This window comes from Protofrankia sp. CiP1_Cm_nod1 (genome assembly GCF_920888515.1).
GTDB lineage: Bacteria > Actinomycetota > Actinomycetes > Frankiales > Frankiaceae > Protofrankia.
The window spans coordinates 1-6,146 of sequence record NZ_CAKKTM010000096.1 but is presented as its reverse complement, the minus strand read 5'-3'; the positions used below and the strand labels follow the sequence as shown (position 1 = coordinate 6,146).

The 6,146-nt window shown below is 69.7% G+C and carries 4 protein-coding genes and 1 pseudogene; 3 read left to right on the top strand and 2 right to left on the bottom strand.

The features are described 5' to 3' along the window. A pseudogene (locus tag NBX02_RS04945) lies at positions 1 to 523 on the top strand (hypothetical protein); the annotation flags it as partial. A gap of 81 nt (positions 524 to 604) precedes the next feature. Here the strand turns inward: NBX02_RS04945 and NBX02_RS04940 are convergent. After that, positions 605 to 1,135 carry a PH domain-containing protein gene (locus NBX02_RS04940; protein WP_250282386.1) on the bottom strand — a complete coding sequence of 177 codons (531 nt, stop codon included), beginning with the start codon at positions 1,133 to 1,135 and terminating at the stop codon, positions 605 to 607. A gap of 260 nt (positions 1,136 to 1,395) precedes the next feature. Continuing rightward, entirely contained in the window at positions 1,396 to 2,187 is a 792-nt protein-coding gene (locus tag NBX02_RS04935; RefSeq protein WP_250282385.1) for a biotin--[acetyl-CoA-carboxylase] ligase, read from the bottom strand. Between the two features lie 146 nt (positions 2,188 to 2,333). On the opposite strand from NBX02_RS04935, the gene NBX02_RS04930 reads away from it, so the two are divergent. Both NBX02_RS04930 and NBX02_RS04925 read left to right on the top strand, forming a co-directional pair. After that, positions 2,334 to 3,941 (top strand): acyl-CoA carboxylase subunit beta, encoded by a 1,608-nt coding sequence (locus tag NBX02_RS04930; protein WP_445548268.1) that lies wholly within the window; start codon positions 2,334 to 2,336, stop codon positions 3,939 to 3,941. 131 nt (positions 3,942 to 4,072) lie between these two features. Then, the gene (locus NBX02_RS04925; RefSeq protein WP_250282383.1) at positions 4,073 to 4,324 is read left to right on the top strand and encodes an acyl-CoA carboxylase subunit epsilon; all 252 of its coding nucleotides are present in this window, start codon (positions 4,073 to 4,075) and stop codon (positions 4,322 to 4,324) included. Positions 4,325 to 6,146 lie beyond the last annotated feature (1,822 nt).

Below are 6,146 nucleotides of genomic sequence, written 5' to 3'. Positions count from 1 at the left end.
GCCGGTGATCCCCGCCGGGCCGACGGGCGCCACGCCGTCGGCGTCCGCGCGGCCGTCGGCGACCCCGGCCACGGCGACGCCGAGCGGCGGGTCCACCGGCAGCCTCACCGCCGCCCAGAGCAACCTGGAGGCGACGCTGAATCCCAGCGAGATAACCGGCTGCACGGGTAACCCGGACGACGAGGATTCCGACATAGACGCGTCCCTGACCTGCCAGTCGAGTAACGGAACGCCGGTACGCGCCTTCCATTACTACAGCAGCGGCTCACTGCGTAACGACATCGACTACCGGTCGAGACAGATCACCGAGGACGGATCCTGCCGTACCGGCAAGAACAGTATTGAAACCTGGCACGTGACCAGCCGGCCGAATGTGGACGTCGGATCGCTGCTGTGCGCTCACGACGGCGGTAATTACGTGATTTTCTGGAGCTACGACAACGATCTCACCGCTTTTGCCGCCCAGAGCACCGACGCAACGGCGCTCTTCGAGTGGTGGAAGGGGTTCGACCCGTTGGCCTGAGCAGCCCGCGCAACCGACCGGAGCGACCGGAGAAACAGCGGGAAAAACCACTGACAGGAACGACCACTGACAGAATGACCGCTAGCGGGGGTAACCGCTGTCGTCGACGGGGCCGCGCAGCCGCGCCGCGTTCTCCTCGGCCAGCCGGTAGAGCGTGGCGTACACCTCCTCGGCCTGGGGCAGGTGCACCAGCGCGAGCCGGCCGCGTTGTCCCCCGCTCTCGACCGAGAGCGTGCCGGATCCCACCAGCCCCTCCCAGAAGGAACGGCTGAACGAGACGTCGTTGAGCCGGAGCAACGGGATGTCCCGGCCGTAGTGGGAGAGGATCCCCTCGCGGACGACGACCCGTTCCGTCGTCACCACGTAGTGTGTGGTGACCCATCGCAGCCATGGCCGCAGGCTGGCGAAGAAGAGCAGCACGGCCCCGGCCGCGACGATCAGCCACTGGGCGGCCTGCTGGAACGAGCCCGCCGGGACGGCCAGCACGCCGAAGAGGGTCAGGCCGAGAAGCACGACGAAGGCCGCTGCCGGCCCGGCCAGCCTGATCCAGTGCGGATGCAGGTGCAACACGACCTGTTCGTCGCTGGTCAGAATGTTGTCCGGGAAGCCCACCCCGCGATGGTCTCACCGCCACCGGACGACCGGAGCCACGGGGGCGAACAAACATACCGCACACGGCCATGGCAGGCGCCCCTCGACGGGCGGCTGCCCGAAGCTCGCGGGCAGGCCTCGTACGCGTCCACAACCTACCGCTTAGGAGGCGGTAGCTCCGCCCGGGGGCGCGTGAGCCGACCGGGTGATGTGGCGCCGGAGGATGCCGGCGCCGGAGAACGTCGGCGTTGGCTCTGCACGAGGGCGTGCGGGCCGGGACGTCAGCGGAGGTGGACGACGTCCCCGGCGGCGAACGCCCGCCCGTCGACGACCAGCCGGCCGTGATCGTCCACATCGGTCGCGGTACCCGTGAGCACCGACCCGTCGGGCAGTTCGACCCGTACCCGCTGACCGAGCGTGTCGCACACCGACCGGTAGGCGCCCGCGGTGGCGGTGGGCTCGACGAGCCAGCGCCGGTACACCCTGACCAGCCCCCGCAGCAGCTCGATGAGCAGTTCCCCCCGGCCGACGAGTGGCCGCGACTCCTGCCGCTGGCGCAACGCGACGCTGGTGGCCCCCGGCGGCAGCTCGTCGACGTCGTTGTCGACGTTGAGGCCGATGCCGACGACCACCGCGACCGTCCCGGAGCGCTCCCGGTCGGGGATGGCCTCGGCGAGGATGCCCGCCAGTTTCTCGCCGGCCACGAGCACGTCGTTCGGCCATTTGAGGCCCGCCGGTATCCCCGCGAACTCACGCAGCGTCGAGGCCAGTGACAGGCCGGTGACCAGCGGCAGCCAGCCCAGCGCGCCCGCCGGCACGGCCGGCCGCAGCAGCACGGAGAAGGTCAGGCCCGCGCCCGAAGGCGACGTCCACGACCGGTCGAGGCGCCCGCGACCGGCCCACTGGTGCTCGGCGACGAGCACCTGGCCCTCGCCGGCACCGGTCTTCGCGGCGGCGACGAGGTCCGCGTTGGTCGAGCCGGTCTCCTGGACGACCCGGACGCTCAGGCCGTCCCCGGCGAGCGTGGCCGCGAGCAGACCGGCGTCCAGCGGAAACCGCCGGTGCCGCGTCATCGATGTCCACATGTCAGCCAGAATCCCACCGCATCCTCACCGCCGACGGCTGAAAGTCATATCGCACCGCGGCCACGCGCCCGGATCAAGAGGTAGTTGTCGCAGAATCGAGCGCGGGAGGCCACGACGGCCGTACGCTGCCCGGCATGGCGCTTCCCGTTCCCGCTCAGAGCCCCTCGCACGATCCGGTACCCGATCCTCTCACAACTGCCGGCAAAATCGCCGAGTTGAAGCGCGTGATCGACGAAGCGGTACATGCCGGTTCTCAACGGGCAGTCGACGCACAGCATGCCAAAGGCAAGTTGACGGCCCGTGAACGGATCGATGCCTTCCTCGACCCAGGCTCCTTCGTCGAGACGGACGCCCTCGCCCGGCACCGCGCGCACGACTTCGGCCTCGACCGCAACCGCCCGTATGGTGACGGTGTGGTGACCGGCTACGGCACGGTCGACGGCCGCCAGGTGTGTGTGTTCAGCCAGGACTTCACCGTCTTCGGCGGCAGCCTCGGCGAGGTCCTCGGCGAGAAGATCGTGAAAATCATGGATCTGGCGCTGAAGACCGGCTGTCCGGTGGTGGGTATCAACGACTCCGGCGGCGCGCGCATCCAGGAGGGTGTCGTCGCGCTCGGGCTGTACGGCGAGATCTTCTACCGCAACGTGCTGGCGTCGGGCGTCGTCCCCCAGCTCTCACTGATCATGGGCCCGTGCGCCGGCGGTGCCGTGTACTCTCCGGCCATCACCGACTTCACGCTGATGGTCGACCAGACCAGCCACATGTTCATCACCGGCCCGGACGTCATCAAGACCGTCACCGGCGAGGACGTCGGCATGGAGGAGCTCGGTGGCGCCCACACCCACAACTCCCGCAGCGGGGTCGCGCACTTCCAGGCCGCGGACGAGGCCGACTGCCTGGAGACCGCCAAGGCGCTGCTGGGGTTCCTGCCGTCGAACAACCTGACGGACCCGCCCATCTTCGCCGAGGTGGCCGACGTGGAGGCGGAGGTCACGCCGGAGCTGGACACGTTCATCCCGGACTCGTCCAACACGCCGTACGACATGCACACGGTGATCGGCTACCTGCTCGACGACGATGACTTCCTGGAGGTCCACGCCCAGTTCGCGCAGAACCTGATCTGCGGGTTCGGCCGGCTGGACGGGCGTTCCGTCGGCATCGTCGCCAGCCAGCCGATGCATTTCGCCGGCACCCTCGATATCGACGCCAGCGAGAAGGCGGCCCGCTTCGTCCGGACCTGTGACGCATTCAACATCCCGATTCTCACGCTGGTCGACGTACCGGGCTTCCTGCCCGGAACCTCGCAGGAATGGAACGGCATCATCCGCCGGGGCGCAAAGCTTATATACGCTTATGCCGAGGCGACAGTGCCAAAAGTGACTATCATCACACGTAAGGCATATGGCGGCGCCTACGACGTCATGGGCTCGAAACACCTGCGGGCCGACGTCAACCTGGCCTGGCCGACCGCGGAAATCGCGGTGATGGGCGCCCAGGGCGCCGTGAACATCATCTATCGGCGTGAGCTCGCCGCCACCGAGAATCCCGACGCCCGTCGCGCGGAGCTGATTGCCGACTACACCTCGCATTTCGCCACTCCGTACATAGCGGCCGAACGCGGGTATATCGACGCGGTCATTCTCCCGTCGGAGACCCGACGTGAGGTGATCCGGGCACTGCGGCTGTTGCGGACCAAGCGGGAGTCGCTTCCTCCCAAGAAGCACGGGAACATCCCGCTGTAACCCTGCCGCCGCCCTCCCGCGGGACGCCCCGGCCTGTTCACCGCACCCCGCTGTCCCGCTGTCCCGCCGTCCCGCCGTCCCACTGGTGGCGGGGCTGGCGGACGGGCCGTCAGGCACGAAAGGATGATCAGATGAGCAGTGGTGGCGACGTCCGCGCCCCCCGCCCGCACCTACAGGTGGTGCCGACGAACGCGTCCGCCGAGGAGATAGCCGCCCTGGTCGCGGTGCTCTGCCTGCGGGCGGGGGCGGCGCCCGCCCCTGCCCCGCCCCCCTCGGCCTGGTCGGACCGGTCCGCGACACTGCGGCAGACCGTGCGTCCCGGGCCGGACGGGTGGCGTTGGACGGGATTCACTCCGGGCACCCGGACCCGAGCCGACTGGTAATCATTTGATCACAGTTGGATATCAACGACCGTTTCGCGGGGCCGGGCATCTGCGCCGGCCCCGCGAAACAGCGGGAATGACAGCTTTGTGGACGCCGGGGATACACATTCCCCGACGCCTTTCATGATCGATTCCTTACACCACCAACGCGATCTCGGCAAGCAGCGGCCCGGCCAACAAACCCAGCCGATCAATGTCGGCCATCGAGTCCACCACGGCGGTCACGGCCCCGGCGGTACAGGACCCGCCCAAGGATTCCTTTAGTATTGCCAGAACAACAGCCTGCGCCGCCGAACTCGCCTAGACTCAGCCACGCTGAACGAGGACGGGAGAAACGTGCGTAAGATCCTCATTGCCAACCGGGGAGAGATCGCTGTCCGGGTCGCCCGGGCAGCCCGCGACGCCGGATATGCCAGCGTCGCCGTATATGCGGAGCCCGACATCGACGCTCTGCACGTACGCATCGCGGACGAGGCGTACGCCCTCGGCGGCAGCACACCGGGCGACTCGTACCTGCGGATCGACAAGATCCTCGACGCGGCCCGCGCCAGCGGCGCCGACGCCGTCCACCCCGGATACGGCTTCCTGTCGGAGAACGCCGACTTCGCCGAGGCCGTCATCGAGGCCGGGCTGACCTGGATCGGGCCCCCTCCCGAGGCCATCCGGCGCCTGGGCGACAAGACCGCGGCCCGCCACATCGCCCTTGCCGTGGGCGCCCCGCTGGCGCCCGGCACCCCCGACCCGGTCGCCGGCGCGGACGAGGTGGTGGCCTTCGCCGAACAGCACGGGCTGCCGGTCGCGATCAAGGCGGCGTTCGGCGGCGGCGGCCGCGGGCTCAAGGTCGCCTGGAGCGCCGAGGAGCTGCCCGAGCTGTTCGAGAGCGCGGTGCGGGAGGCCACCGCCGCCTTCGGCCGCGGCGAGTGCTTCGTGGAGCGCTACCTCGACCAGCCCCGCCACGTCGAGACCCAGATCCTCGCGGACGCCCACGGCACGGTCGTCGTCGTCGGCACCCGGGACTGCTCCCTGCAGCGGCGCTACCAGAAGCTCGTCGAGGAGGCGCCGGCACCGTTCCTCACCGAGGAGCAGCGCACCTCGCTCTACGAGGCGTCCCGGGCGGTCGTCCGGGAGGCCGGCTATGTCGGAGCGGGCACGGTCGAGTTCCTCATCGGCCGGGACGGGACGATCAGCTTCCTCGAGGTCAACACCCGGCTGCAGGTCGAGCACCCCGTCACCGAGGAGACCAGCGGCATCGACCTCGTCCGGGCCCAGTTCCGGATCGCCGAGGGCGAGACGCTCGACCCGGTCGACCCCACCCCCCGGGGGCACTCGATCGAGTTCCGCATCAACGGTGAGGACCCCGGCCGCAGCTTCCTGCCGGCGCCGGGAACGGTCACCCGGTTCGTCGCGCCCACCGGGCCGGGCGTGCGCGTCGACACCGGCGTCGAGTCCGGCGCCGTCATCGGCGGGGCCTTCGACTCGCTGCTCGCCAAGCTGATCGTCACCGGCGCGACCCGCACCGAGGCCCTGGAGCGCGCCCGCCGTGCCCTGGACGAGACGGTCCTGGAGGGCCTGGCCACGGTCCTGCCGTTCCACCGGGCCGTCGTGCGGGATCCGGCGTTCGCCCCGGCCGACGCCACCGAGCCGTTCCGGGTGCACAACCGCTGGATCGAGACCGAGTTCGACAACACCATCCCCGCCTTCACCGGCGGGGTGGACGCCGACACCGAGCCGGCGGCCCGCGAGTCGGTCGTCGTCGAGGTCGGCGGCCGGCGGCTGGAGGTCGTCCTGCCCGCGGGCTTCGGCCTGTCTCTTATACACATCT

Coding starts and splice junctions, on each gene's coding strand:
- NBX02_RS04935 (WP_250282385.1), bottom strand. CDS start 2,187: ATGACGCGGCACCGGCGGTTTCCGCTGGACGCCGGTCTGCTCGCGGCC.
- NBX02_RS04925 (WP_250282383.1), top strand. CDS start 4,073: ATGAGCAGTGGTGGCGACGTCCGCGCCCCCCGCCCGCACCTACAGGTG.
- NBX02_RS04930 (WP_445548268.1), top strand. CDS start 2,334: ATGGCGCTTCCCGTTCCCGCTCAGAGCCCCTCGCACGATCCGGTACCC.